Source organism: Enterobacter sp. UPMP2060 (genome assembly GCF_053709655.1).
Genome location: NZ_JBSKJQ010000002.1, coordinates 17,150 through 41,599 on the forward strand (window position 1 = coordinate 17,150; position 24,450 = coordinate 41,599).

Below are 24,450 nucleotides of genomic sequence, written 5' to 3' on the forward strand. Positions count from 1 at the left end.
CCAAAATACCGAGGATTGTCATGGCTGAATTACTGTTAGGCGTCAACATCGACCACATCGCCACGCTGCGTAACGCGCGCGGCACGGCGTATCCCGATCCGGTTCAGGCGGCATTTATCGCTGAACAGGCTGGCGCCGACGGCATTACCGTTCACCTGCGTGAAGACCGTCGCCATATCACCGATCGCGACGTGCGCATTCTGCGCCAGACGCTGGACACCCGTATGAATCTGGAGATGGCAGTCACCGAAGAGATGCTGGCGATTGCCTGCGAGACCCAGCCGCATTTCTGCTGCCTGGTGCCGGAAAAACGCCAGGAAGTGACCACCGAAGGCGGTCTGGACGTGGCCGGTCAGCTCGACAAAATGCGCGACGCCTGCAAGCGCCTGGCGGATGCCGGTATCCTGGTTTCTCTGTTTATCGACGCCGATTTCGCCCAGATTAAAGCGGCGGCCGACGTGGGCGCACCGTATATCGAAATCCACACCGGCTGCTATGCCGATGCCAAAAACGATGCCGAACAGGCCAAAGAGCTGGAGCGTATCGCTAAAGCGGCCACGTACGCCTCAAGCCTGGGACTGAAGGTTAACGCCGGTCACGGCCTGACCTACCACAACGTGAAGGCCATTGCCGCCCTGCCGGAAATGCACGAGCTGAACATCGGCCACGCCATCATTGGCCGTGCGGTGATGAGCGGTCTGAAAGAGGCGGTCTCTGAGATGAAACGCCTGATGCAGGAAGCGCGTCAGTAATGGCTATTCTGGGCTTAGGCACCGATATCGTTGAAATAGCCCGTATTGAAGCGGTGATCGCCCGTAGCGGCGATCGCCTCGCAAGACGCGTGCTGAGCGATAACGAGTGGGCCATCTGGGAAGCGCATCAGCAGCCGGTGCGTTTTCTGGCAAAGCGCTTTGCGGTAAAAGAGGCGGCGGCCAAAGCCTTCGGGACCGGCATTCGTAACGGCCTGGCGTTTAATCAGTTCGAAGTGTTTAACGATGAGCTGGGCAAACCGAGCCTGCGTCTGTGGGGAGAAGCGCAAAAGCTGGCGGAAAAGCTGGGGGTGAATCATATGCACGTGACGATCGCGGATGAACGTCACTATGCCAGCGCGACGGTGATCATCGAAAGTTAAAGTTTGTCCGCGTGGTGCATCAGGACAAACTTATCCCATAGCTGCTCTTCGCTCTCGACGTGGGCCGGATCCTTCAGGATGGTATTCGGGATCGGGCACACTTTCTGGCAGGTCGGCGTTTCATAGTGGCCGATGCATTCCGTGCAGCGGTCGCTGTTAATCTCATAGATGCTGTCGCCCATCGAAATCGCCTGGTTCGGGCATTCGGGCTCGCACATATCGCAATTAATGCATTTTTTGGTAATTAACAGCGCCATCAGGAAATTCTCAGAAACAACACAAACCGGGCGGGCATTATACGCGTCAAACCAGTTTCTTTACCAGTTCTTCGCTGTGGCGAATGCGCTCGGGCGCGCGCTCCAGATCCTGCTGCACCAGCGCCATAAACAGCAGGTCCGTCAGCATCATTTGCGCGCTGGTGGACGAGATAGCCGCGCTGCGCGTGGCCTGTTCTTCGGCAATGGTATATAAACAGCGCGTTGCCCGCTGCTGGAGGGCATTCGGCGTAAAACCGGTGATCGCCAGAATTTTACCGCCGACGCGCAGCGCTTCATCGGTTGCCATGTTGATTTCACGGCGCTCGCCGGAGTAAGAGATGGCCAGCAGCAGATCGTCAGGATCCATTGCCTGTACGGTCGCCAGCAGGGCGTGCATATCCTGCTCGACGATGGCGTTAAGCCCAATTTTAGTCAGCTTCCAGCCAAAGTTACGCGCCACAAGTCCGGACGCCCCGATACCGGTCAGGATGATTCGCCGCGCGCCGCGCAGCATCGCCACGCTCTCCAGCAGCTTCTCTTCGGTGTTCACATCAAGCGTCGCGTGCATAGCCGCCACGTTCTCTTTGATCAGCTTTTCGCCAACCAGCCGCATCGGGTCATCGCCGCGGATCTGATTATGCACCGGCATTGACTGCGGGTTGGGGTTGCTCACCAGCGCTTCGCTGATCGCCAGCTTGAGGGCGGGGAACCCCTTAAAGCCAATCTTCTGGGCAAACTTCACCACGCTGGACTGGCTCACGCCGGCTTCACTCGCCAGCTGCTGCGAGCTGAGATGGCGCGCGCGATCGGGTTGAGAAAGCAGAAAATCCGCCAGCTTCTTGTCGCTTTGGGCAAAGCCTGCGTAGCGCTGGCGAATGCGAATTAAACAGTTCATAGGGGCTCCTGGCGAAAATGTGATTATCTGCGCAAATACGAATTTTGCTCGCCTGAATGAATTTTATATTCCATTATAGTGTGATTATTATGAATTAAAAATTCTTGAGGTACAAAAATGAATCTTGGCTCACTTGTTTCTGAAACGCGTAACCCGCAAACCATGGATCTGGATGCACTCTCCACCCTGGAGCTGGTTAACCGCTTTAATCAACAGGATACGCTGGTCGCGCAGGCTGTGAAAGAGACATTACCCGAGGTGGCGAAAGCGGTCGATGCGGCGGCGGAAGCCCTCAAGGCCGGCGGTCGCATTATCTACATGGGGGCGGGCACCAGCGGGCGTCTTGGGGTGCTGGATGCGTCAGAATGTCCGCCCACCTTTGGGGTGCCGCACGGTCTGGTCGTTGGGCTGATTGCCGGTGGACCCGGTGCGCTGCTGAAAGCCGTTGAAGGTGCGGAAGATAACAAACAGCTGGGTGAGGATGATCTAAAGGGGCTGAATCTGACCGCGAAGGATCTGGTGGTCGGGCTGGCGGCATCCGGGCGCACCCCGTACGTCATTGGCGGGCTGGAATACGCCAACCGGACGGGCTGCACGACGGTGGCCATCTCCTGTAATCCGGGCTCCCCGATTGCGCAGGTGGCCGCTATTGCTATCTCTCCGGTTGTCGGGCCGGAAGCGCTCACCGGCTCCACGCGCCTGAAATCCGGGACCGCGCAAAAGCTGGTACTCAATATGATCTCCACCGGCGCGATGGTGAAGTTCGGCAAGGTTTATCAGAACCTGATGGTGGATATGCAGGCCACCAACGTCAAGCTGGTGGACAGAGCCTGCCGCATGGTGATGGAGGCGACAGGCGCAGGCCGTGAAGAGGCAGAAGCGGTACTCAAGCAGACCGATCACGATGTTAAACCGGCCATTTTGATGATCCTGAGCGGGCTGGATGCGGCTACCGCGAGAGCCAAACTCGATGCGCATAGCGGCTTCTTACGGGCGGCATTAGAAAACTAACAGAGGCGTCTATGGACAAAACAGCAGCGCTCGCCAGCGATATCCTGCAGGGAATCGGTGGGGAAAAAAATATTCAGCGTCTCGAAAACTGCATGACACGCGTGCGCGTCGAGGTGCATAACGACGACCAGCTCGACGTGCCGCGCCTGAAGCAGCTGTCCGGCGTCAGCGGCTACGTTAAACAGGGGCAGCAGCATCAGCTGATCGTCGGGCCGGGGAAAGCGGCGCAGGTTGTTGATGCCATGCGCGCGCTGATGGGCGTAAGCGCGAGCGCGTCGATTGACGATGCGGAACGAACGAGGGCGCAGGCGAAGGCCAAATACAAAGCCCCCATGAGCGATGCGCTGCGTCAGCTGGCAAACGTCTTCATTCCGCTGATCCCGGCGTTTATTGCCTCCGGCCTGATCACCGGGATCATCAATATCCTCAAGCGACCGGATATCGTGGGGGATTTCGCCACGCACTATCCAAACCTGCTGGGGATCCTTGGGATCTTCGGCAGCGCTGTTTTCGCCATCATGAACATTCTGGTCGGGGTAAATACCGCGAAGGTGTTTGGCGGATCGCTGGCGATGGGCGGGGTCATGGCGGGCATCTTGTCCAGCCCGCAGCTGGCGCAGATCACGCTGTTTGGCGAGGCGCTCCAGCCCGGGCGCGGCGGGGTGATCGCCGTGCTGCTGGTGGTCATTCTGATGTGCTGGATCGAGAAAAGGCTGCGCGCGGTTCTGCCTGGCTCGATCGAGCTTATTCTCAACCCGCTGTTGACCACGCTGATTACCGGTAGCGTAGCGATTGTGGCCCTCCAGCCGCTAGGCGGATGGATCTCTGAAGCCATCGCTCACGGCGCGTCTCTGGCTATTGACCGCGGCGGCCTGCTGGTGGGAGCGGTGCTGTCAGGTACCTTCCTGCCGCTGGTGCTGACCGGCCTGCACCAGGGGCTGGTGCCGATCCACGTCGAGCTTGTGCAGGCGCACGGCTATAACGCGCTGCTGCCTATCCTGTCGATGGCGGGAGTGGGGCAGGTCGGCGCGGCGATTGCCGTACTGATGAAAACCCGCAACGCGCGTCTGAAAAAAATGATTAAAGGCGCGCTCCCGGTCGGACTGCTCGGCATTGGCGAGCCGCTGATTTTCGGCGTTACGCTGCCGCTGGGTAAACCGTTCCTCGCCGCCTGTCTGGGCGGCGCGGTAGGCGGGGCGCTGATCAGCTACTGGAAAGTCGCCACCGTGATCACCTTTGGGCTTTCCGGTTTACCGCTGGCATTAACCATCGTGACCGGAAAAGTGATGCTCTATCTGTTAGGCTATTTAGTAGCGGTGATCGCCGGGTTCCTGTTTACCTGGCTATTAGGTTTCAACGACCCAGAGGAGTAAGGTTTGGCAAATCACGCGCGTCGCGTTGTCTTTTTCGATCTGGATGGAACGCTGCATCAGCAGGATATGTTTGGTACGTTTATGCGTTACCTGCTGCGGCGTCAGCCTTTGAATGCGCTGCTCGTGCTGCCGCTCTTACCGGTTATCGGGATCGCGCTGCTGGTCAAAGGCCGGGCAGCGCGATGGCCGATGAGTCTGCTGCTGTGGGGATGTACCTTTGGGCACAGCGAAGCGCGGCTTAAGCAGCTCGAAAAGGATTTTGCGCACTGGTTTCGCGGCCACGTCGCCGCCTTTCCGGTGGTGCAGGCGCGCCTGACCAGCTACCTCGACGCGAATGATGCCGACATCTGGCTGATTACCGGCTCCCCGCAGACGCTGGTGGAGCAGGTCTACTTTGATACCCCCTGGCTTCCGCGCGTGAATCTTATCGCCACGCAAATTGCCCGCGGTTACGGCGGCTGGGTGCTGACCCTGCGCTGCCTGGGGCATGAAAAAGTGGTCCAGCTGGAGAAACGCATCGGTACGCCGCTGCGCCTGTACAGCGGCTACAGCGACAGCAAGCAGGACAACCCGCTGCTCTATTTTTGCCAGCACCGCTGGCGCGTCACGCCATCAGGCGAACTTCAGCAACTCGAATAGGCTTATCCATAATGGGCGTGTATAATGCCGCCCGCTTTTCGACTGGAGTATCAGCCTTTGTCCAACCCTGAACACAATCATGAATACTGGATGCGCCACGCGCTGACGCTGGCTCAACGCGCCTGGGACGAGGGCGAAGTGCCCGTGGGCGCGGTGCTGGTTCATAACAACCAGGTGATTGGCGAAGGGTGGAACCGTCCTATTGGCCGCCACGATCCTACTGCGCATGCCGAAATTATGGCGCTTCGCCAGGGCGGTCTGGTTCTGCAAAACTATCGCCTGCTTGATACCACGCTGTATGTGACGCTGGAGCCATGCGTGATGTGCTCCGGCGCGATGGTGCACAGCCGGATCGGGACTCTGGTTTTCGGCGCGCGGGATGAAAAAACCGGTGCGGCCGGTTCGCTGATGGACGTGCTGGGTCACCCGGGTATGAACCACCAGGTGAAGACTATCGGTGGGGTGCTTGCACCAGAGTGTTCGGGGCTATTAAGCGATTTCTTTCGAATGCGCCGTCAGCAGAAAAAGCAGCAAAAGGCAGAACTGAAGCTGTCGGACGATTAAGCTCGTCCGGCGCCACGACCGGGTAGCTTTGAGCCAGCTGTTTGGCCTCCGTCGCCTCTTTTTCTTTCTCCAGCAGATACCCGACCAGGCTAATCTGATATTTACGGATATTTTCCACGTAGGCGTAGGCTTCATGTCCGCGCGCGTAGCCGTATGTCAGCTTGTTATACCATGGCTTCTGGCTCAGCAGCGGCAGGCGCTGCTTAACGTCTGACCAGCTGTCCGGGTTACCTTTCGTTTTTGCCGTCAATGCTCGTGCATCAAGCATATGCGCGTAGCCCATATTGTAGGCCGCCAGCGCAAACCAGATCCGCTCTTCTTCCGGCACCGTTTCCGGTACTTTGGCCATCATATCCTGCAGGTAGCGCGCGCCGCCGCTGATGCTCTGTTCGGCGTCGGTACGATCGTTCACGCCCAGGCTCAGCGCCGTATTTTTGGTTAACATCATCAAACCGCGTACGCCCGTGGGCGACGTGGCCTGGGTATCCCAGTGGGATTCCTGATACGAAATAGCCGCCAGCAGTTTCCAGTCAATCTCCTGGGCGTATTTTTCGAACAGCGGCTGCAGGTCCGGCAGGACGCTATCTACCGCGCGCAGGAAGCTGCGGGTGTCAACGTAGTCAAAGTCATCGCCGTGCCCGAGGTACTTCTCCTCCAGACGCGCCAGGGTACCGTCTTCATTGATGGTGTTGAAGAAATCAAGCATCGCGGCAGAGAAGGTCTGATCGTCATCAAGCTGGCTAAACCAGGTCACGGGCTGCTCGTCGGTGACGTCCAGCGCCACGGCGATTTCAGGATGCACCCGCTGGAACAGGCTGATCGCGACCGAATCGGCGATGGTGTAGGGCACCTTCTGATCTTTTACCTGCTCCAGCAGCTCCGTCGTGCCGAGTTTCGGATCCACCGTCCAGCTCAGGTCGGGATATTTCTTCTCCTTAAGCTCCCGCAGATCGTCAATCACCACGTGGCCGGGCGCAATCGTCAGCTGCCGATCGTTAATCGAGGACAGCGAGCGCGGGCGCAGGCTCCCGACGCGGTAAACCAGCTGCTGAGAAACGGAGTAGTAGGTCGGGCCTGGCTGGTAGTTCTTGCTGCGCTCGCTGTTATACACCAGCCCGGCGGCGAGCATATCGGCATCGTCGTTATCGAGGTCGTCAAAAAGCTGGTTGATATTCTGGCGGACGGTGATTTTAAGCTTCACGCCAAGATAATCGGCGAACTGTTGTGCCAGTTCATAATCCAGGCCAATGATTTTGCCGTTGACGTCGCTGTAAATCAGCGGCGAGTTGAGGGTACTGACGCGCAATTCCCCCCGCTCCTGAATGGCGGCGATACGGTTTTCGGCTTTGCCGAACCAGGGGATGGAAGGCCAGAGGGCCACTGCCAGCAGCAACGTTACAATGCCGATGAGCAGATAATTAATCTTTAATTTTTTCAATTAGTTAATTCTCTGCGACGCCGGTTGCCTCAGTCTGCTGTAGCCATGTTAATCATAAGGTTTGCCATTGAATGAGCGGCATTTTGCGTAAACTTGCGCCACTTGGCAACCAATTAGAGAGACAGGTCACATCTATTGTTAAATCTCTGTGCAAATTTTATTTCGACGCAAACGGTTTCGTCGGCGCTCAGGATTCTCTATAATGACGCCCGTTTTCCCCCCTTGCGCACACTGTAAGCGCCCCGGCGCTTCGAAGACGAGAGACTTATGATGGAAATTCTGCGTGGTTCGCCTGCACTGTCTGCCTTCCGTATCACTAAACTGCTGGCACGTTTTCAGGCGGCCGACCTTCCGGTAAGCAATATTTACGCTGAGTATGTCCATTTTGCTGACCTGAATGCCCCCCTCAATGCAGAGGAGCGCGTACAGCTGGAACGCCTGCTCAAGTATGGTCCAAGCCTGAACAGCCATACGCCAACCGGCAAACTGATCCTTGCTACGCCTCGTCCGGGCACCATCTCCCCCTGGTCTTCCAAAGCCACCGACATCGCCCACAACTGTGGCCTGAACCAGATTAACCGACTGGAACGCGGCGTGGCGTACTACGTGGAAGCCTCTACCCTGAGCGACGCGCAGTGGCAGGCGGTTGCGGCTGAACTGCACGATCGCATGATGGAGAGCGTATTTGCCTCTCTCGATGACGCGCAGAAGCTTTTCTCTCACCATCAGCCTGCCCCGGTACAGAGCGTAGACCTGCTGGGGCAGGGCCGTCAGGCGCTGATTGACGCCAACCTGCGTCTCGGCCTGGCGCTGGCAGAAGACGAAATCGACTACCTGCAGGATGCGTTTGTTAAGCTCAACCGTAACCCGAACGACATCGAACTTTACATGTTCGCGCAGGCTAACTCTGAGCACTGCCGCCACAAGATTTTCAACGCCGACTGGATTATTGACGGCGAACAGCAGCCGAAGTCGCTGTTCAAAATGATCAAAAACACCATGGAGCAAACCCCTGACCACGTGCTGTCTGCCTATAAAGACAACGCCGCGGTAATGGAAGGTTCCGAGGTGGGCCGCTTCTTCGCCGATCGCGAAGCAGGGCGCTATGACTTCCATCAGGAGCCCGCGCATATCCTGATGAAAGTGGAAACCCACAACCACCCGACGGCGATCTCCCCGTGGCCGGGTGCGGCGACCGGCTCCGGCGGTGAAATCCGTGATGAAGGTGCGACCGGTCGTGGCGCTAAACCTAAAGCGGGTCTGGTCGGTTTCTCCGTCTCTAACCTGCGTATCCCGGGCTTTGAACAGCCGTGGGAAGAAGATTTCGGCAAGCCAGAGCGTATCGTGACCGCTCTGGATATCATGACCGAAGGCCCGCTGGGCGGCGCGGCGTTTAACAACGAATTTGGTCGTCCGGCGCTGAACGGTTACTTCCGTACCTATGAAGAGAAAGTGGACAGCCACAACGGCGAAGAGCTGCGCGGCTACCACAAACCGATCATGCTGGCGGGCGGGATCGGCAACATCCGTGCCGATCACGTGCAGAAAGGCGATATCGTCGTCGGCGCGAAGCTGATCGTACTGGGCGGTCCGGCGATGAACATCGGCCTGGGCGGCGGCGCGGCCTCTTCGATGGCCTCCGGCCAGTCTGATGCGGATCTCGATTTCGCCTCCGTGCAGCGCGACAACCCTGAGATGGAGCGCCGCTGCCAGGAAGTGATCGACCGCTGCTGGCAGCTGGGCGACGCCAACCCGATCCTCTTCATCCACGACGTGGGCGCGGGCGGCCTGTCCAACGCCATGCCGGAGCTGGTGAGCGACGGTGGCCGCGGCGGGCGCTTCAACCTGCGCGACATCCTGAGCGATGAGCCGGGCATGAGCCCGCTGGAAATCTGGTGTAACGAATCCCAGGAGCGCTACGTGCTGGCGGTTGCTGCCGACCAGCTGCCGCTGTTTGACGAGCTGTGCCGCCGCGAGCGCGCGCCGTATGCCGTCATCGGTGAAGCGACCGAAGAGCAGCACCTTTCCTTAAGCGACACCCACTTTGACAACCAGCCGATCGATCTGCCGCTCGACGTGCTGCTCGGTAAAACGCCGAAGATGACCCGCGACGTAACCACCCGTAAAGCGGCGGGCAAAGCGCTGGATCGCCAGGGCATCACCGTGGCAGAAGCGGTAAACCGCGTGCTGCACCTGCCTGCTGTGGCAGAGAAAACCTTCCTGGTGACCATCGGCGACCGCACCGTGACCGGTATGGTATCGCGCGATCAGATGGTCGGCCCGTGGCAGATCCCTGTCGCGAACTGCGCCGTGACCACCGCGAGCCTCGACAGCTACTACGGCGAAGCGATGGCTCTCGGCGAGCGTACCCCGGTGGCGCTGCTGGACTTCGCGGCCTCTGCCCGTCTGGCGGTCGGTGAAGCGCTGACCAACATCGCCGCGACGCAGATTGGCGATATCAAACGTATCAAGCTCTCCGCCAACTGGATGGCCGCAGCCGGTCACCCTGGCGAAGATGCTGGCCTGTATGAAGCCGTGAAAGCGGTGGGCGAGGAGCTGTGTCCTGCCCTCGGCCTGACCATTCCGGTGGGCAAAGACTCCATGTCGATGAAAACCCGCTGGCAGGAAGGCAACGAGCAGCGCGAGATGACCTCTCCGCTGTCGCTGGTCATCACCGCGTTTGCCCGCGTGGAAGACGTGCGCCACACCGTTACGCCGCAGCTTGCGACCGAAGACAACGCCCTGCTGCTGATTGACCTGGGTAAAGGTCACAACGCGCTGGGTGCTACCGCGCTGGCGCAGGTTTACCGCCAGCTCGGCGACAAGCCAGCCGACGTGCGTGACGTGGCGCAGCTGAAAGGCTTCTACGACGCGATTCAGGCGCTGGTGGCGCAGCGTAAGCTGCTGGCCTACCACGACCGTTCCGACGGCGGCCTGCTGGTGACCCTGGCAGAGATGGCCTTCACCGGCCACTGCGGCGTGGAAGCGAACATTGCGACGCTGGGCGAAGACCGTCTGGCGGCGCTGTTCAACGAAGAGCTGGGCGCCGTGATTCAGGTGCGTGCGGCAGATCGCGACGCGGTTGAAGCGATTCTGGCGAAGCATGGTCTGGCAGACTGCGTGCACTATCTGGGCAAAGCCGTTCAGGGCGACCGCTTCGTCATTGAAGCAGACGGTCACGCGGTGTTCAGCGAAAGCCGCACCACGCTGCGCATGTGGTGGGCGGAAACCACCTGGCAGATGCAGCGCCTGCGTGATAACCCGGAATGTGCCGATCAGGAGCATAACGCGAAAGCGAATGACCAGGATCCAGGCCTGAACGTGAAGCTCTCCTTCGACATCAACGAAGACATCGCCGCGCCGTACATAGCGACGGGTGCGCGTCCAAAAGTGGCCGTTCTGCGCGAGCAGGGCGTCAACTCCCACGTTGAGATGGCGGCCGCCTTCCACCGCGCGGGCTTTGACGCTATCGACGTCCACATGAGCGACCTGCTGGCCGGGCGTACCGGTCTGGAAGATTTCCAGGCGCTGGTGGCGTGCGGCGGCTTCTCCTACGGTGACGTGCTGGGCGCGGGCGAAGGCTGGGCGAAGTCCATCCTGTTCAACAGCCGCGTGCGCGACGAGTTCGAAACCTTCTTCCACCGTCCGCAGACCCTGGCGCTGGGCGTGTGTAACGGCTGCCAGATGATGTCTAACCTGCGTGAGCTGATCCCGGGCAGCGAAGCCTGGCCGCGCTTTGTGCGCAACCAGTCTGACCGCTTCGAGGCGCGCTTCAGCCTGGTGGAAGTGACCCAAAGCCCGTCTCTGCTGCTGCAGGGGATGGTCGGTTCACAGATGCCAATCGCCGTTTCCCACGGCGAAGGTCAGGTAGAAGTGCGCGACGCTGCGCATCTGGCTCAGCTGGAGAGCAAAGGCCTGGTAGCGCTGCGCTTTGTCGATAACTTCGGCAAGGTGACGGAAACCTATCCGGCTAACCCGAACGGCTCCGCCAACGGTATTACGGCAGTGACCAGCGAAAGCGGTCGCGCGACCATCATGATGCCGCACCCGGAACGCGTGTTCCGTACCGTGAGTAACTCCTGGCACCCGGAAAACTGGGGCGAGGACAGCCCGTGGATGCGTATCTTCCGCAACGCGCGTAAGCAGCTGGGTTAAGTTTTAGGCAGTACCTGTAGGCCCGGTAAGCGCGAGCTCGACCGGGCTTTTTTATTTGTGTCGCAATTACGCGACAGACCCGTAATTCAACTGTCTCCAAAAGGCGACATTTAACTCGTTGATTTATATATGGCAGTAAAGGTTCCCGTTAAGGTGTTGCTTAATAGCGACACTTAGCCTGGAAATCATTCAACCGATAATTAACAGGCTAAACGAGTAAAACTCATATATTTCAAACTGTTAATATTTTGTTTTGCATTCTGGCACGGGTATTGCATAATATTAACCAGTGGCTCATTCACCTTCTTATGTCAGCCCCTTCGGGACGCGCTACATAAACTTCGAATGACGCACAAAAAGGTGCCTGCCGTCCAACTACTGATCATAGCGATGCTTTATCAGGCCAGGGCGAAACGTCGAGTTAGGCACCGCCTCATTCCATGACAAAGCCGGGTTTTTACCCGGCTTTGTTGTATCTGAAGGGCAGACTCAGTTACGCTCTGCGTAAATCCCCATTAAGAGAGTAATGCGTTGAAACGCTGGCCCGTTTTCCCCCGCTCCCTGCGGCAGCTCGTCATGATGGCCTTCCTGCTGATCCTGCTGCCGCTGCTGATCCTTGCCTGGCAGGCGTGGCAAAGCCTGAACGCGCTGAGTGCGCAGGCGGCTTTGACTAACCGCACGACGCTCATCGACGCCAGACGCAGTGAAGCGATGACCAACGCCGCGCTGGAGATGGAGCGTAGCTATCGTCAGTATTGCGTGCTTGACGATCGGACGCTGGAAAAGGTTTATCAGAGTCAGCGTAAACGCTACAGCGAAATGCTGGACGCTCACGCGGGGGTCTTACCTGATGACAAGCTCTATCAGGCGTTACGTCAGGATTTAAACGATCTCGCGCAGCTGCAGTGCAGCAACAGCGGCCCGGATGCCGTTGCCGCCGCGCGCCTCGAAGCTTTTGCCAGCGCCAATACCGAGATGGTGCAGTCTACGCGCGCGGTGATTTTCTCTCGCGGCCAGCAGCTCCAGCAGGAGATTGCCGAGCGTGGCCAGTTTTTCGGCTGGCAGGCGCTGGTGCTGTTCCTGGTGAGCCTCGGGCTGGTACTGCTCTTTACCCGCATGATCATCGGCCCGGTAAAGGGCATTCAGCGTATGATCAACCGCCTGGGGGAGGGGAAATCGCTCGGGGATACGGTCGCCTTTAAAGGTCCCCGCGAGCTGCGATCCGTAGGCCAGCGCATTATCTGGCTGTCCGAGCGCCTGGCGTGGCTCGAATCACAGCGCCATCAGTTCCTGCGCCATATCTCTCATGAGCTTAAAACGCCGCTGGCCAGCATGCGCGAAGGGACGGAGCTGCTGGCGGACGAAGTGGCCGGGCCCCTTACGCCAGAGCAGAAAGAAATTGTCGAGATCCTGGATAACAGCAGCCGCAATCTGCAAAAGCTGATTGAGCAACTGCTGGATTACAACCGCAAGCTGGCTGACGGGGCGGTCGTACTGGAAAACGTTGAAATTGAGCCGCTGGTGGATATGGTGATCTCCGCCCACAGCTTGCCAGCAAGAGCTAAAATGATGCATACCGGCGTTGAGCTGAATGCGCCTGCATGCCTGGCTGAACCCATGCTGCTGATGAGCGTTCTGGATAATCTTTACTCCAATGCGGTGCACTATGGTACTGAATCCGGTAACATTTATATCCGAAGTAATACGAATGGTTCACGGGTGTTTATTGACGTCGCAAACACCGGCACCCCGATCCCCGATGACGAAAAAATCATGATCTTCGAACCCTTTTTCCAGGGGAGTCATCAGCGGAAAGGCGCGGTTAAAGGAAGCGGGCTGGGCTTGAGCATCGCCCGGGACTGCATACGACGCATGCAGGGTGAGCTAAACATTGCCGCGGACGAACGTTCAGATGTTTGCTTCCGTATCGAACTGCCCCTGAGCCGGAAAAATCAATAAAATGAATCTATGTCTGGTGAGTATGTCACACGTCTTTTTCCGCGCCGTAAGTGCGGTGTTTTCCAGCAAAACGCTTCGCCTGAGCCTGCCCTGTTTATTTCTGGCTGGGTGTGTTTCCCATGCGCCACAAAGTGCCATTAGCGGTAAACAGGAAGATAAATGGCCCGATAACCAGCTGGCAGACTTCCTCTCAACCCGCTGTGACGACATCTGGAACCTGTCAGGACATGACGTTGAAAGCAACCCGCTGTTCTGGCTGCGTGGGATAGATTGCGCCCAGCGTCTGGCGCCGGTAGACGCCCGCTCGAAGGCGGCGATGCTGGATGACGACACCTGGCAGGACGCTTTCAAGCGTGGGATTTTACTCGCAGATGCGAAAATCACCCCCGTTGAACGCCGCGTCAATGTGACCCGACTGGACACGTTTGTAGTCAATCTTCCCGTGCAGGTACGCCCGGTATACCAGCTCTGGCGCGATGGGCAGACATTACAGCTTCAGCTGTCTGAAGAGCGCTCCCGCTACAGCAAGCTACAGCAGTCAACCGACAGCGAGCTTGATACGCTGCGTCAACAGCAGCAACATTTACGTACGCAGCTGGATACCACGACGCGTAAGCTGGAGAACCTGACGGATATCGAAAGGCAGCTCTCGTCGCGCAAATATCAGCCGGGGAGCTCATCCGCTGCACCGGACAGCGATACGCCGAAACAAGAGGATGTGAAGCATGACGAGCCGTAAACCTGCCCATCTTTTACTGGTGGATGACGATCCCGGGCTGTTAAAGCTGCTGGGGATGCGTCTGGTGAGCGAAGGCTACAGCGTCGTGACCGCTGAAAGCGGGCTGGAAGGGCTCAAGATCCTCAGTCGCGAGAAAATCGATCTGGTGATAAGCGACCTGCGGATGGACGAAATGGATGGCCTGCAGCTGTTCGCGGAGATCCAGAAGCAGCAGCCGGGTATGCCCGTGATTATCCTGACGGCGCACGGGTCGATCCCGGATGCGGTTGCCGCGACGCAGCAGGGGGTCTTCAGCTTCCTGACCAAGCCGGTGGACAAAGACGCGCTGTATAAGGCTATCGACAGCGCGCTGGAACATGCCGCCCCGGCGGGGGATGAAGCGTGGCGGGAGTCCATCGTCACCCGCAGCCCCATTATGCTGCGTCTGCTTGAACAGGCCCGGATGGTGGCGCAGTCCGACGTCAGCGTGCTCATCAACGGCCAGAGCGGAACCGGAAAAGAGATCCTGGCGCAGGCGATCCATAACGCCAGCCCGCGCAGTAAAAACGCCTTTATCGCTATTAACTGCGGCGCGCTTCCGGAACAGCTGCTCGAATCTGAACTGTTTGGACACGCCCGCGGCGCATTCACCGGCGCGGTGAGCAGCCGGGAAGGACTGTTCCAGGCCGCGGAAGGCGGCACGCTGTTCCTGGACGAGATTGGCGACATGCCCGCACCGCTGCAGGTCAAACTGCTGCGCGTGTTGCAGGAGCGAAAAGTTCGCCCGCTGGGCAGCAACCGCGATATCGATATTAACGTGCGCATTATTTCCGCCACCCACCGCGACTTGCCAAAAGTGATGGCCCGCAACGAGTTTCGCGAAGATCTCTACTACCGTCTGAACGTGGTGAATCTGAAGATCCCGGCGCTGGCGGAGCGCGCGGAAGACATTCCGCTGCTGGCGAACCATCTTTTGCGCCAGGCGGCCGATCGCCATAAACCGTTCGTGCGCGCGTTTTCCACCGACGCGATGAAGCGGCTGATGGCCGCAGGCTGGCCGGGTAACGTGCGCCAGCTGGTGAACGTGATTGAGCAGTGCGTGGCGCTGACCTCCTCACCGGTGATCAGCGATGCGCTGGTGGAGCAGGCGCTGGAAGGGGAAAACACGGCCCTGCCGACGTTTGCGGAAGCGCGGAATCAGTTCGAGCTGAACTATCTGCGCAAGCTATTGCAGATAACCAAAGGCAACGTGACCCACGCGGCGCGCATGGCCGGACGCAACCGCACCGAGTTCTACAAGCTGCTGTCGCGCCACGAGCTGGAAGCAAACGATTTTAAAGAGTAATGCCGTATGGTACTGTGAGCAATCGATTACGAGGCAGCTTACAGGCAAGAGTTTAAGGACCCACCATGAAAAAGATTGATGCGATTATTAAACCTTTCAAACTGGATGACGTGCGTGAAGCGCTGGCGGAAGTCGGCATCACCGGGATGACCGTGACGGAAGTGAAAGGTTTTGGTCGTCAGAAGGGCCACACCGAGCTTTACCGTGGCGCAGAGTACATGGTCGACTTTCTGCCGAAAGTAAAAATTGAAATCGTGGTCAGCGACGATATCGTCGATACCTGCGTGGATACCATTATACGCACCGCGCAGACGGGCAAAATCGGTGACGGTAAAATCTTCGTCTTTGACGTGGCGCGCGTGATCCGTATCCGTACCGGCGAAGAAGACGACGCCGCGATTTAAAAATGCCAACGGTTTTGTAGGCCGGGTAAGGTGCAACCACCCGGCGAAAAAAAGCCCCTCGAACGAGGGGCTTTTTCATTACAGCACCTTATGCGGTCCGAAACATTCGTAGTGAATGTTGTCTTTGTTCACGCCCAGCTCCACCAGCTGCTTCGCGGCATACTGCATAAACGCCACCGGCCCGCAGACGTAGAACTGCATGTCTGGCGCGCTAAACGCCCCTTCCATCTGGCTTAAATTTATCAGGCCTTCGCTGTCAAACCGAGCGGCCGCGCGGTCTTTATCCGTCGGCAGGCGATACCAGGTGTGCGCGGTGAAGCGCGGCAGGGACGCCCCGAGCGTTTTCACTTCATCCGCAAAGGCGTGCACGTCGCCGTTTTCCGCAGCGTGGAACCAGTTGACCTGCGCGCCGTGGTTGGCTTTCGCCAGCGTATCTAGCATCGCCAGCATTGGCGTTTGGCCGACGCCCGCAGAGATCAGCGTAACCGGGGTATTCGCTTCTACGGCCATGAAGAAATCGCCCGCCGGCGCGGCCAGATGGACCACGTCGCCCACGTTAGCTTCGTTGTGTAGCCAGTTGGATACCTGACCGCCGTCCTCACGCTTCACCGCAATGCGGTAGCCTTTGCCGTTTGGCTTGCGGGTAAGAGAATACTGGCGGATCTCCTGATGCGGGAAACCTTCAGGCTTCAGCCACACGCCCAGATACTGGCCCGGCTGGTAATCGGCAACCGGCTGTCCGTCCACCGGCTCAAATTCAAAGCTGGTAATCAGCGCGCTGCGCGGCGTTTTCTCAACGATGCGGAAGGCGCGCGTGCCTTCCCAGCCGCCGTTCTTGCTGGCGTTTTCGCTGTAGATCTGCGCTTCGCGGTTGATAAACACGTTTGCCAGCACGCCGTAGGCTTTACCCCACGCGTCCAGCACCTCCTGGCCCGGGCTGAACATCTCGTCCAGCGTTGCCAGCAGGTGGCTACCCACAATGTTGTACTGCTCGGGCTGGATCTGGAAGCTGGTGTGTTTCTGCGCGATTTTTTCCACCGCGGGCAGCAGTGCCGCCAGGTTTTCAATATTGCTGGCGTAGGCCGCGATGGCGTTGAAAAGCGCTTCGCGCTGATCGCCGTTACGCTGGTTGCTCATGTTGAAAATTTCTTTGAGCTCCGGGTTGTGCGTGAACATGCGATCGTAGAAATGGGCGGTGAGTTTAGGGCCGGTTTCCACCAGCAGGGGGATGGTGGCTTTAACGGTAGCGATGGTTTGAGCGTCGAGCATGGCAGCTTCCTTCCGATGTGACTTTAATGATGTATTTTAAATGCATCTTATAAAAAATACCCCTGCGTTGTAAATGGTTCTTTGCAAGATGAAAAATATGCATCACAAACCTGAAAAGAAATCCGCTGGAAAGGGCGAGAGCTTTATTCCTCAAACCCTTGCGTGGCGCGTAGGAAAACGTTTGCGTAAAATCGTTTGTCAAGACCTGTTATCACAGAACTAATCAGTTATACTGTTGCCCGTCGTCCAACAGGACTGCCTTTTCAGGCCAAAATTTACTTGTTAGCTGAGTCAGGAGATGCGGATGTTAAAGCGTGAAATGAACATTGCCGATTATGATGCCGAACTGTGGCAGGCTATGGAGCAGGAAAAAGTACGTCAGGAAGAGCACATCGAACTGATCGCCTCCGAAAACTACACCAGCCCGCGCGTCATGCAGGCGCAGGGTTCTCAGCTGACTAACAAATATGCTGAAGGTTACCCGGGCAAACGCTACTACGGCGGTTGCGAGTACGTTGATATCGTTGAGCAGCTGGCTATCGACCGTGCGAAAGAACTCTTTGGCGCTGACTACGCGAACGTGCAGCCGCACTCTGGCTCTCAGGCTAACTTCGCGGTCTACACCGCGCTGCTGCAGCCGGGCGATACCGTTCTGGGTATGAACCTGGCGCAGGGCGGCCACCTGACTCACGGCTCCCCGGTTAACTTCTCCGGCAAACTGTACAACATCATCCCTTACGGTATTGATGAGTCCGGTAAAATTGACTACGAAGACATGGCGAAGCAGGCTAAAGAGCACAAACCGAAGATGATCATCGGTGGCTTCTCTGCTTACTCCGGTATCGTTGACTGGGCAAAAATGCGTGAAATCGCGGACAGCATCGGTGCTTACCTGTTCGTTGATATGGCGCACGTTGCGGGCCTGATTGCCGCTGGCGTTTACCCGAACCCGGTTCCACACGCTCACGTTGTGACCACCACCACCCACAAAACCCTGGCGGGTCCACGCGGTGGCCTGATCCTGGCGAAAGGCGGTGACGAAGAGCTGTACAAAAAACTGAACTCCGCTGTATTCCCAAGCGCGCAGGGCGGCCCGCTGATGCACGTTATCGCGGCTAAAGCCGTTGCGCTGAAAGAAGCGATGGAGCCAGAATTCAAGGTTTATCAGCAGCAGGTTGCTAAGAACGCCAAAGCGATGGTGGAAGTGTTCCTGAACCGTGGCTACAAAGTGGTCTCCGGCGGTACTGAAAACCACCTGTTCCTGCTGGATCTGGTTGATAAGAACCTGACCGGTAAAGAAGCTGACGCAGCCCTGGGCCGCGCCAACATCACCGTGAACAAAAACAGCGTGCCAAACGATCCGAAGAGCCCGTTCGTGACCTCCGGTATCCGTATCGGTTCTCCGGCCGTGACTCGTCGCGGCTTCAAAGAAGCGGAAGTGAAAGAGCTGGCTGGCTGGATGTGTGACGTTCTTGACAACATCAATGACGAAGCGGTTATCGAGCGCGTCAAAGGTAAAGTTCTGGATATCTGCGCACGCTTCCCTGTATACGCGTAATTCCTCTGCCTTGCAGAAATAAAAAAGGCCGCGCTTGCGGCCTTTTTTTATGGCTTAACGCCGGTCGAGGGAAATAGCCCCCGGACCAACAATGGCCAGTAAAATAAAGGCGCCAGCAATACTGATGTTCTTATAGAAATTAATCATATTCGGTACGACCGCATCACCAGTCATATCCCAGTAATGGTGACCGATAATCGCCGTGCCCAGCGTATAGAATACAAACAGTACCGCGAGCGGGCGGGTGAAAAAGCCCAGCACGATCAGAATGGCAGCAGGGACTTCCATCACCACCGCAATAATGGCCGCCAGCATGGGCATCGGCGTACCCAGCGAGGTCATATATTGTACGGTGCCGCTAAACCCCGTCAGTTTTGGATAACCAAAGATGATAAACAGCACGACAAGCGCGATGCGGCCAATCAGCAGCAGCAGGTGACGTGACTGACCGAAATCGAAATAACGTAGTGAGTTCATGGCAGAAAAACCTCTGCAAGTGGAGTAATTTAAACGTAATACATATTTTCATTCCCTGCCATAAGCCAGACGACTGCACAAGATGTTAATTTTTCGTTAATTTATAGCAGGCTATCTACTTGCTTAATTTTTATATTCTCGCCAGACTATGGCCTCGATTTCGGGAGGGATTCATGGTCTTGCATTCCACGCGCTGGCTGGCGCTCAGTTATTTCACCTATTTCTTTAGCTACGGTATTTTTCTGCCCTTCTGGAGCGTCTGGCTCAAGGGTATCGGCCTGACTCCTGAGACTATCGGTGTCCTGCTGGGGGCCGGGCTGGTGGCGCGTTTCCTCGGCAGCCTGCTGATTGCCCCGCGCGTCAGCGATCCCTCCTTACTGATCAAGGCCGTGCGCATTCTTGCTTTGCTGACGCTGGTCTTTGTTGCCTGCTTCTGGGTCAGCCACCAGTTTGCCTGGCTGATGGTGGTGATGGTCGGCTTTAACCTGTTCTTCTCACCGCTGGTACCGCTGACGGATGCCCTGGCGAACACCTGGCAAAAGCAGATCACCATGGACTACGGCCGCGTGCGCCTGTGGGGCTCAATTGCCTTTGTGATTGGCTCCGCGCTGGTGGGCAAACTGGTCAGCCTTTACGATTACCGCGCCATTCTCGCCCTGCTGAGTATCGGTATTGCCTCTATGCTGCTGGGTATGCTGCTGCGTCCGTCGGTGATGCCGCAAGGGGAAAGCCGCCATCAGGAGAGCGCAGGCTGGCCCGCCTGGCGGAGCCTGGTGGCACAAAGCTGGCGTTTTCTGGCGTGTGTCTGTCTGCTTCAGGGGGCGCATGCGGCGTACTATGGCTTCAGCGCCATCTACTGGCAGGGGGCGGGATATTCTGCTTCCGCAGTGGGCTATCTGTGGTCGCTGGGGGTAGTGGCCGAAGTCATTATTTTTGCCCTGAGCAAGAAGCTGTTCCGTCGCTTTGGCGCGCGAGACCTTCTGCTGCTTTCCGCCGTGTGCGGCGTGGCGCGCTGGGGGATTATGGGCTGGACGACCGATCTGCCGTGGCTGATAGTGGCGCAAATTCTTCACTGCGGCACCTTTACCGTGTGCCATCTGGCGGCTATGCGCTATATCGCAGCGCGCGAGGGCGGAGACGTTATTCGCCTGCAGGCCGTCTACTCGGCGGTCGCGATGGGGGGCAGTATCGCAATCATGACGGTCTTTGCGGGGTTCCTCTACCAGCATCTGGGGCATGGCGTCTTCTGGGTGATGGCGCTGGTCGCCTTACCCGCCATCGTTGTTCGCCCGAAAGTGGCCGCTCGCGCGCCGCTATGATTCCAGCATGGCGCGAATATGTTCTTGCTGCTGCGCGTTCAATGTTTCAACGGCATGAATCAGCGGCGGCGAGAACAGCGGCAGGACGGTAGGGTAGGGGGTGATAACCAGCGCGGCTTCGCGCGGTGCCCCCTCTTTCTGGAAAGCCTGCAGCGTCAGATAGCGAATGTTAAGCGGCAGCAGCGTCAGCTCGCGAAGCTGCTGTTCAATCAGATCCTCGCTGGCTTTATCGTCTCCCGTCAGCAGGATCACCTGTTTTTCGTGCAGATCGGTCTCCTGCATCAGCCAGGCGCCGAAAATCACCGCGACAAGACTCATCTCTTCATCAGAAAAACGCAGCCCAAACTCCGCTTCCAGCTCAAACAGCGCTTCCTTTGTGGTGCGTAACAGCCGGGGATAGAGACGGTGGATCTCCTCCGGCAGGCTATTGTCGATGCCAATTTCAAACAGCGAGCGGTCCAGCGCCTGAGCAAGATGGATATACAGCTGATCGGTCAGCCCTTGCTCATCGCTGAAGTTCATCCCGGTCTGCGAGCGAAAACGGGCGACCATGCGCACGATGGCTCGGCGCAAGCGCTGATCCTGCTGGTGTTTATCGAGCACCGGATCGGGCGTGCGGAGCATCATAAACAGTAGCGCCAGAAACAGCTGTTCATCCCCGTGCGCTCCCTGCGGCACGCGACGTCTCCAGTGACGCACGATCTCCTGGGCCGTAAAATACTCCCCTCTCGACTGGGTCCAGCTGCGCTGAACGTGAGAAAACTGCGGCGTATTCCCGAGCTGGTGCTGAATAAGACAGTATTGCAGATAGAGCTGTAAAAACTGGACGTCGCGGCATTCAAACTGGCGCTGGAGCTTGCGGGAGCAGAAGCCGATCAGCGCCCGCAGGTTCGCATCGTCGTACAGCGGTCGCGCAATGCCGTGTTGTTTAAGCGCGGTTTTTAATGCGGGGGTAAACTGGTGTGAGACAAACTGCGGGCAAAGCCGCAGCGCCCGGCGCAGCCAGTGCAGCAGGCATAAACGCTGATTCAGGGCTGTGCCTTCAATCCGGTAGCTGCCGTCGTGGTGCGTGACGATGTCCAGCCGGTGATAGCGCTGGATTTCATCGCGCGTCTCGGCTATATCTTGCCGTGCCATCGCGTCGTCCACCCCGTTGGCAGCGATTATGCTCTCTGCGGTGACGGCAGCATCGGGCAGGTATAGCATCAAAAGCACCTGGCAGCGGCGCTGCGAACTGGAAAGCACAGATGGAATTTCAAGCGTCGTCATCATCTGTCGGGTATCCAGTGTGAATGTTTGATAAGAATAGCTAAAGGATGAGCGCTGAAAAGCGCGCCGGCAGGCCTTTCACTCAGGATTGCTGGGGGACATCACAGAATTTTTGACGTGAGGAATTGATGCAAACAGTTAAACAAAGTGCGATGGCGTTATTTTTGGCGGTTATCAGCTTCACCGCCAGCGCACACCCTCACAGTTTTATTGACCTCCAGACCGAGCTGGTTACCGACGGCACGCAGCTGAGCGGCCTGAAGATGCGCTGGACGATGGATGAAATCACCTCGGCCGATCTGCTCTATGATGCGGGAAACGCGAAGCCCGGCGATGAAATCTGGAAAAAGCTGGCGGCGGAAGTGATGGCCAACGTGCTCGGCCAGCACTACTTCACGGAATTCTGGCACAACGGGCAAAAGGTCAAATTTCTGAACCGGCCAACGGAATACGGGATGACGCGTGACGGGCATCAGGCGGTGCTGACGTTTGTGCTACCGCTGGCGCATCCGCAGCCGCTGGCCGGGCAAACTTACACGTTTTCCACTTTTGATCCTACCTACTATGTCGATATGCGCTATGACAAAGACGGCGACGTACGATTGCCGGACGCTCTGCAAAAAAACTGCAAAATTGGCGTTCACACCCCGAAACCCAGCGAGGAGACGCTGAACTTTGCGGTCTCGCTTGATAAGGAAGATGCACCGCCTGAGGACATGGAGTTGGGTAAACAGTTCGCGCAGGAGGTAACGTTACAATGTCAGTGATCTCCTCTCCGGTTCGGAAACCGCGCCGCTGGCTGCACCTCTGGCCGCTGGCGCTTTTTCTCCTGCTGGCCGTTTGCGGCTCGCTCTGGCTGTGGCAGGCCTGGCCGCAGGTCATGATGAAAAGCATCGTCTGGCAGCGTGAGGTCAACCAGCAGATGAGCGGTCTGCTGAAGGCGGTGGCGGAGAACCCGACCAAAGCGGGTGGTTCCCTGCTGGCGTTCAGCTTTATCTATGGCGTACTGCACGCGCTGGGGCCGGGGCACGGCAAAATCGTGATAACGACCTGGCTCGCCACCCATCCGTCGAAGCTGAAATCGAGTATCGGGCTGACGCTGGCCTCCTCGCTGCTTCAGGGCAGCGTGGCGATTGCGCTCGTCGTGGTTGTGCTTTCGCTGTTGCAGCTTCCCGCGCGCCAGCTGCACATGAGCAGTTTCTGGCTGGAGAAGGGAAGCTACGCGCTGGTGGGCGTGCTGGGGCTGATCCTCTGCTGGCGGGCGCTGAAAAAGCTGCGCGTGCTGCTGCAAAAACCGAAATTCAAAACCTTTACGCCGCACCACGTTCATGATGCAAACTGTGGCTGCGGGCATCAGCATTTGCCCACGCAGGAACAGTTGCAGAACGGCGACGACTGGCGCGCGCGGCTGATGATTGTTCTTTCGATGGGCATGCGCCCGTGTTCGGGGGCAATCATGGTGCTGCTGTTCAGCAAGGTGATAGGCGTGTTTGGCTGGGGAATGCTCTCCGCGCTGGCGATGGCGGCAGGGACGTCTCTCACCATTTCGTCTTTAGCGCTGCTGGTTCACAGCTTCCGTCAGCTTGCGGTCAGACTCAGCGGCAATAAAACACCGGTGCTGTGGCGGCAGGTAGGGGGGACAACGCTTGCGCTGGCGGGCGGGGTGATTCTGCTGGTTGCGGCGGTGACGATGTGGATGAGCGCGGTACCGGTGGGAAGAGGATTGCGGCCGTTTTAGTTGGGATTCCCTCTCCCACGGGGAGAGGGAATGACCGGGATTAACGCTTCAGCGCATCGCTCAGTTCATCACGCATGTTGGCCAGCATGGCTTTAACAACGCGTGGGTTACCTGCAACGACGTTGCCGGTAGACATATAGTTATGGCCGCCGGTGAAATCACACACGATGGCGCCTGCTTCACGTGCGATCAGCTCGCCCGCAGCAAAGTCCCACGGCTTCAGTGACAGCTCGAAGTAACCGTCAACGCGGCCTGTTGCTACATAAGCCAGATCCAGCGCGGCAGAACCGGTGCGGCGGAAGTCAGCGCATTCGGTAAACAGTTTGCCCAGGATATTCATATAGGTGGTCGCGTGCTGTTTCGCCTTGAACGGGAAACCGGTCGCCAGAATGGTTCCGTCCAGATCGCGTGCGTTGCTGCAGCGCAGACGGTAGCCGTTCAGCTGTGCGCCCTGACCGCGGGTAGCGGTGAACAGTTCGTTACGCATTGGATCGTAAACAACGGCGACTTCAGTACGGCCTTTAATGCGTACTGCGATAGACACAGAGAAGTGTGGCAGGCGTTTGACGAAGTTGGTGGTGCCATCCAGTGGATCGATAACCCATTGAACATCCTGATCGGTACCTTCATGTTCACCGCTTTCTTCGGTGATGATGGTGTGCTGCGGGTAAGATTTGCGGATCGTTTCGATAATAATCGCTTCTGCGGCTTTATCGACGTTAGTCACGAAATCATTGCTGCCTTTCTGGCTGGTTTCTACGGAGTCTGGCGTTTCGTAGTGTTTGGCAATTACATTACCCGCCTTGCGCGCTGCGCGCACGGCGATGGTCAGCATCGGATGCATCGGTCTCTCTCACTGGATGTTAAAGAACAGGAAAATCGGCGCAGAGTATAGCAGTGGGATCGGATTATGTCTCCCGTTTATGATAA

At 57.7% G+C, this 24,450-nt stretch carries 22 protein-coding genes; 15 read left to right on the forward strand and 7 right to left on the reverse strand.

Going from position 1 to position 24,450, the window contains the following annotated elements; all coding sequences use genetic code 11:
• The first annotated feature begins 20 nt into the window (after positions 1-20).
• Positions 21-752, forward strand: a complete 732-nt coding sequence (gene pdxJ / locus ACWKXN_RS05540) for a pyridoxine 5'-phosphate synthase (protein WP_032659491.1) — start codon at positions 21-23, stop codon at positions 750-752.
• Positions 752-1,132, forward strand: a complete 381-nt coding sequence (acpS, locus tag ACWKXN_RS05545; protein ID WP_023294331.1) for a holo-ACP synthase — start codon at positions 752-754, stop codon at positions 1,130-1,132. Before pdxJ ends, acpS begins: the two co-directional genes overlap by 1 nt.
• Here acpS and ACWKXN_RS05550 read toward each other — a convergent pair.
• Complete coding sequence (locus ACWKXN_RS05550) at positions 1,129-1,389, reverse strand: YfhL family 4Fe-4S dicluster ferredoxin (protein WP_008502177.1); 261 nt, start codon at positions 1,387-1,389, stop codon at positions 1,129-1,131. The two genes, acpS and ACWKXN_RS05550, sit on opposite strands and share 4 nt — an antisense overlap.
• Before the next feature lie 46 nt (positions 1,390-1,435).
• Positions 1,436-2,284: a MurR/RpiR family transcriptional regulator gene (locus ACWKXN_RS05555; protein ID WP_023333056.1), complete on the reverse strand. Its 849-nt coding sequence runs from the start codon at positions 2,282-2,284 to the stop codon at positions 1,436-1,438.
• Positions 2,285-2,401: 117 nt separating this feature from the next.
• Between ACWKXN_RS05555 and murQ the strand changes: the two genes are divergently transcribed.
• The 4 genes from murQ to tadA are packed head-to-tail and all read left to right on the forward strand — an operon-like array spanning position 2,402 to position 5,871.
• Complete coding sequence (gene murQ, locus ACWKXN_RS05560) at positions 2,402-3,295, forward strand: N-acetylmuramic acid 6-phosphate etherase (RefSeq protein WP_454543449.1); 894 nt, start codon at positions 2,402-2,404, stop codon at positions 3,293-3,295.
• A gap of 11 nt (positions 3,296-3,306) precedes the next feature.
• Positions 3,307-4,668: a PTS transporter subunit EIIC gene (locus tag ACWKXN_RS05565; protein WP_094934618.1), complete on the forward strand. Its 1,362-nt coding sequence runs from the start codon at positions 3,307-3,309 to the stop codon at positions 4,666-4,668.
• A 3-nt stretch (positions 4,669-4,671) separates the two neighbouring features.
• Positions 4,672-5,307, forward strand: a complete 636-nt coding sequence (gene yfhb / locus ACWKXN_RS05570) for a phosphatidylglycerophosphatase C (RefSeq protein WP_039263757.1) — start codon at positions 4,672-4,674, stop codon at positions 5,305-5,307.
• 24 nt (positions 5,308-5,331) lie between these two features.
• On the forward strand, positions 5,332-5,871 hold the full coding sequence (gene tadA / locus ACWKXN_RS05575; protein WP_045888303.1) for a tRNA adenosine(34) deaminase TadA: 540 nt from the start codon (positions 5,332-5,334) through the stop codon (positions 5,869-5,871).
• Here the strand turns inward: tadA and mltF are convergent.
• Complete coding sequence (gene mltF, locus ACWKXN_RS05580; protein WP_048976596.1) at positions 5,759-7,309, reverse strand: membrane-bound lytic murein transglycosylase MltF; 1,551 nt, start codon at positions 7,307-7,309, stop codon at positions 5,759-5,761. The genes tadA and mltF overlap by 113 nt on opposite strands.
• Before the next feature lie 267 nt (positions 7,310-7,576).
• On the opposite strand from mltF, the gene purL reads away from it, so the two are divergent.
• The 5 genes from purL to glnB all read left to right on the forward strand — a co-directional run bounded on the left by purL (position 7,577) and on the right by glnB (position 15,890).
• Entirely contained in the window at positions 7,577-11,464 is a 3,888-nt protein-coding gene (gene purL / locus ACWKXN_RS05585; protein ID WP_454543450.1) for a phosphoribosylformylglycinamidine synthase, read from the forward strand.
• 531 nt (positions 11,465-11,995) lie between these two features.
• Entirely contained in the window at positions 11,996-13,423 is a 1,428-nt protein-coding gene (qseE, locus tag ACWKXN_RS05590; protein WP_045888300.1) for a two component system sensor histidine kinase QseE/GlrK, read from the forward strand.
• A 1-nt stretch (position 13,424) separates the two neighbouring features.
• Positions 13,425-14,162, forward strand: a complete 738-nt coding sequence (qseG, locus tag ACWKXN_RS05595; RefSeq protein WP_039263753.1) for a two-component system QseEF-associated lipoprotein QseG — start codon at positions 13,425-13,427, stop codon at positions 14,160-14,162.
• Positions 14,149-15,486, forward strand: a complete 1,338-nt coding sequence (gene glrR, locus ACWKXN_RS05600) for a two-component system response regulator GlrR (protein WP_023308835.1) — start codon at positions 14,149-14,151, stop codon at positions 15,484-15,486. Before qseG ends, glrR begins: the two co-directional genes overlap by 14 nt.
• 65 nt (positions 15,487-15,551) lie before the next feature.
• Positions 15,552-15,890, forward strand: a complete 339-nt coding sequence (gene glnB, locus ACWKXN_RS05605; protein ID WP_003860685.1) for a nitrogen regulatory protein P-II — start codon at positions 15,552-15,554, stop codon at positions 15,888-15,890.
• 78 nt (positions 15,891-15,968) lie between these two features.
• Here glnB and hmpA read toward each other — a convergent pair whose 3' ends face one another.
• Positions 15,969-17,159, reverse strand: a complete 1,191-nt coding sequence (gene hmpA, locus ACWKXN_RS05610) for an NO-inducible flavohemoprotein (RefSeq protein ID WP_454543451.1) — start codon at positions 17,157-17,159, stop codon at positions 15,969-15,971.
• Between the two features lie 304 nt (positions 17,160-17,463).
• Between hmpA and glyA the strand changes: the two genes are divergently transcribed.
• Positions 17,464-18,717 carry a serine hydroxymethyltransferase gene (gene glyA / locus ACWKXN_RS05615; protein ID WP_008502165.1) on the forward strand — a complete coding sequence of 418 codons (1,254 nt, stop codon included), beginning with the start codon at positions 17,464-17,466 and terminating at the stop codon, positions 18,715-18,717.
• Between the two features lie 54 nt (positions 18,718-18,771).
• Here the strand turns inward: glyA and ACWKXN_RS05620 are convergent, their stop codons facing one another.
• Complete coding sequence (locus ACWKXN_RS05620; RefSeq protein WP_039263751.1) at positions 18,772-19,194, reverse strand: DoxX family protein; 423 nt, start codon at positions 19,192-19,194, stop codon at positions 18,772-18,774.
• Between the two features lie 173 nt (positions 19,195-19,367).
• On the opposite strand from ACWKXN_RS05620, the gene ACWKXN_RS05625 reads away from it, so the two are divergent.
• Entirely contained in the window at positions 19,368-20,513 is a 1,146-nt protein-coding gene (locus tag ACWKXN_RS05625) for a 3-phenylpropionate MFS transporter (protein WP_039263750.1), read from the forward strand.
• On the opposite strand, the gene csiE is transcribed toward ACWKXN_RS05625, so the two are convergent.
• Positions 20,508-21,785, reverse strand: a complete 1,278-nt coding sequence (gene csiE, locus ACWKXN_RS05630; RefSeq protein ID WP_033146227.1) for a stationary phase inducible protein CsiE — start codon at positions 21,783-21,785, stop codon at positions 20,508-20,510. The two genes, ACWKXN_RS05625 and csiE, sit on opposite strands and share 6 nt — an antisense overlap.
• 125 nt (positions 21,786-21,910) lie before the next feature.
• Here csiE and ACWKXN_RS05635 point away from each other — a divergent pair, with 125 nt between their 5' ends.
• Positions 21,911-22,549 carry a DUF1007 family protein gene (locus ACWKXN_RS05635; protein ID WP_033146226.1) on the forward strand — a complete coding sequence of 213 codons (639 nt, stop codon included), beginning with the start codon at positions 21,911-21,913 and terminating at the stop codon, positions 22,547-22,549.
• Positions 22,540-23,520 carry a nickel/cobalt transporter gene (locus tag ACWKXN_RS05640; RefSeq protein WP_454543452.1) on the forward strand — a complete coding sequence of 327 codons (981 nt, stop codon included), beginning with the start codon at positions 22,540-22,542 and terminating at the stop codon, positions 23,518-23,520. Before ACWKXN_RS05635 ends, ACWKXN_RS05640 begins: the two co-directional genes overlap by 10 nt.
• A 40-nt stretch (positions 23,521-23,560) precedes the next feature.
• Here the strand turns inward: ACWKXN_RS05640 and suhB are convergent, their stop codons facing one another.
• The gene (suhB, locus tag ACWKXN_RS05645) at positions 23,561-24,364 is read right to left on the reverse strand and encodes an inositol-1-monophosphatase (protein ID WP_023308828.1); all 804 of its coding nucleotides are present in this window, start codon (positions 24,362-24,364) and stop codon (positions 23,561-23,563) included.
• Positions 24,365-24,450 lie beyond the last annotated feature (86 nt).